Raw genomic sequence first — 2,349 nt, forward strand, 5'->3', positions numbered from 1 at the left:
CGATCGCGCTACCTCATCTTCCCCCTCCGGGGGAGGAGGGCCGGAGGCCCGGAGGGGGCAAGTGTGGTGTGGGATGTATCTGAACCGCCGCAGGGCCCCCTACGGACTGCTTCGCAGTCGTCTTCCCCCATGGGGGGAAGATGGGATCATGCCGCCTCATCTTCCCCCTCCGGGGGAGGAGGGCCCCCCGGGTCGCGCGAATCGCGCGCCCGAGGACAGGCTCCGGCCCGGAGGGGGCGAGTGTGGTGGACCAAGCTGCGCGGCGATGGCGTCGAGGGCCCCGTCCAGGGCCTGCATGACATCTTGGGCCGGTAGTCGCAGCGTACGAATATCCTGATCGAGCAGCCACCGATCCCGTTGCGCATCGCGCTCCGGACGGCCGTTGATGCAATGGTCGTAGCCATCGATCTCGACGGCCAGACGCGCAGCGGCGCAGTAGAAGTCGAGCACATAGGGACCGACGGGGTGTTGCCGCCGGAACTTGAAGCCGTGCAGCCCACCGCGTCTCAGGACGAACCACAGCCTTATCTCGGGCGGCGTCATCTCTTTGCGCAGGTGCCGGGCAGTGGCGACGGTGGGCTTGGGCTGCGGCATTGGCAGATCCTTTCTGGACAGGCCACTTGCCCCCTACGGACCGCTTCGCGGTCGTCTTCCCCCGGAGGGGGAAGATGAAGAGCGCGCCCACATCTTCCCCCTCCGGGGGAGGAGGGCCGCAGGCCCGGAGGGGGCAAGTGCTCGCCTTCAATCCTAACATGTTCCCTATTTGTTCTCAACCGGAGCGACCCATGCCCCTGTTCCGAAAACCCCGGCCACCCGAGCAAAAAGACTCCCGCGCCGCCCGGCTGATCGCGCTGACGACCGGCGGCCGGCCGCAGTGGACGCCGCGCGACTATGCCGCCCTGGCGTCCGAGGGCTTTGCCAGGAACCCCGTCGCCTATCGCTGCGTGCGGATGATCGCCGAGGCCGCCGCCGCCACGCCGCTGGCGGTGTTCCACGACGGCCGGCGCGCCCCCGACCATCCGCTGCAGCGGCTGCTGCACGCGCCCAATCCCGAGCAGGGCGGGCCCGATCTGATGGAGGCCTTCTTCGGCAACCTGCAGACCGCCGGCAACGCCTATCTGGAGGCGGCGGGAGAGGGCGACCAGCCCGGCGAGCTCTACGCCCTGCGCCCCGACCGCATGACCCTGGTGCCGGGCCCGCGCGGCTGGCCGCTGGCCTATGACTACCAGGCCGGCGGACGCAGCGTGCGGATCGGGCGCGACGCCGGCGGCTGGCTGCCGGTGCTGCACCTGAAGCTGTTCAATCCGACCAGCGACCATTACGGCCTCTCGCCGCTGGAGGCGGCGGCCTTCGCCATCGATGTGCACAACGCTTCCAGCGCCTGGAACAAGGCCCTGCTGGACAATTCGGCCCGGCCGTCCGGGGCGCTGGTCTATGTCAATCGCGAGGCCGGAGACCGGCTCAGCGACGAGCAGTTCGAGCGCCTGAAGGCCGAGCTGGCCGGGGCCCAGTCGGGCAGCGCCAATGCCGGGCGGCCACTGCTGCTGGAGGGCGGGCTGGACTGGCGGCCGATGTCGCTGTCACCGGCCGAGATGGACTTCACGGGCGGCAAGCACGCCGCCGCTCGCGAGATCGCCCTGGCCTTCGGGGTGCCGCCGCAGCTGCTGGGCATCCCCGGGGATGCGACCTATGCCAATTATCGCGAGGCCAACACCGCCTTCTGGCGCCACACCGTGGTGCCCCTGGCCGAGCGCGCCGCCCGGGCCCTGACCGGCTGGCTGGGCGTGAAGTTCCCCGGCACCCGCATCGCCCCCGACCTCGACGCCGTCCCCGCCCTGTCGACCGAACGCGACGCCCTCTGGGCCCGGCTCGACGCGGCCAGCTTCCTGACGCCGGACGAGCGGCGAAGGCTGGCGGGGCTGGACGGCTGACTCAGCAGGCCCCCTCCTGGCTGCTGCGCAGCCGTCCTCCCCCAAAGGGGGAAGATGAAATCCGCTGACCCCATCTTCCCCCTCCGGGGGAAGACGACCGCGAAGCGGTCCGTAGGGGGCAAGTGCCCAATGGAACCTAGACCATGACCCCACCCCCCGAACGCTGGCGGCTGGACCGGCAGGTCTCGCTGGCCCTGATCGTCACCCTGGTCCTGCAGGCCGCCGCCGCCCTGCTGTGGGCCGGCCGCGCCTCGGCCCGGATCGACGAGATGCGCACCCGGCTCGACGCCCAGGCCCCGGTCGCCGAACGTCTGGCCCGGCTGGAAGAACAGGCTGCCGCGACGCGTGCGGCTTTGGCGCGGATCGAGGCCAAGCTGGATTGAACGCCATCACCCCTCCCCCTTGGTGGGGGAGGGGC

Annotated in this window: 2 protein-coding genes and 1 pseudogene; 2 read left to right on the forward strand and 1 reads right to left on the reverse strand. The window is 70.9% G+C overall.

Features of this window, described 5'->3' with window-relative positions:
- Positions 1-156: 156 nt before the first annotated feature.
- Positions 157-594 (reverse strand): endonuclease domain-containing protein, encoded by a 438-nt coding sequence (locus DBR10_RS02590; RefSeq protein ID WP_108504008.1) that lies wholly within the window; start codon positions 592-594, stop codon positions 157-159.
- A 150-nt stretch (positions 595-744) separates the two neighbouring features.
- Here DBR10_RS02590 and DBR10_RS02595 point away from each other — a divergent pair.
- Both DBR10_RS02595 and DBR10_RS02600 read left to right on the forward strand, forming a co-directional pair.
- Positions 745-1,931 (forward strand): annotated as a pseudogene (locus DBR10_RS02595) (phage portal protein).
- 143 nt (positions 1,932-2,074) lie between these two features.
- Complete coding sequence (locus DBR10_RS02600; RefSeq protein WP_108556123.1) at positions 2,075-2,314, forward strand: hypothetical protein; 240 nt, start codon at positions 2,075-2,077, stop codon at positions 2,312-2,314.
- The last annotated feature ends 35 nt before the right edge of the window (positions 2,315-2,349 follow it).

Source organism: Caulobacter sp. HMWF025 (assembly GCF_003060965.1).
Classification (GTDB): domain Bacteria; phylum Pseudomonadota; class Alphaproteobacteria; order Caulobacterales; family Caulobacteraceae; genus Caulobacter.

Bases quoted from the DNA above. Each gene is read 5' to 3' on its own strand.
- DBR10_RS02590 (WP_108504008.1), bottom strand. From the start codon at position 594: ATGCCGCAGCCCAAGCCCACCGTCGCCACTGCCCGGCACCTGCGCAAA.
- DBR10_RS02600 (WP_108556123.1), top strand. From the start codon at position 2,075: ATGACCCCACCCCCCGAACGCTGGCGGCTGGACCGGCAGGTCTCGCTG.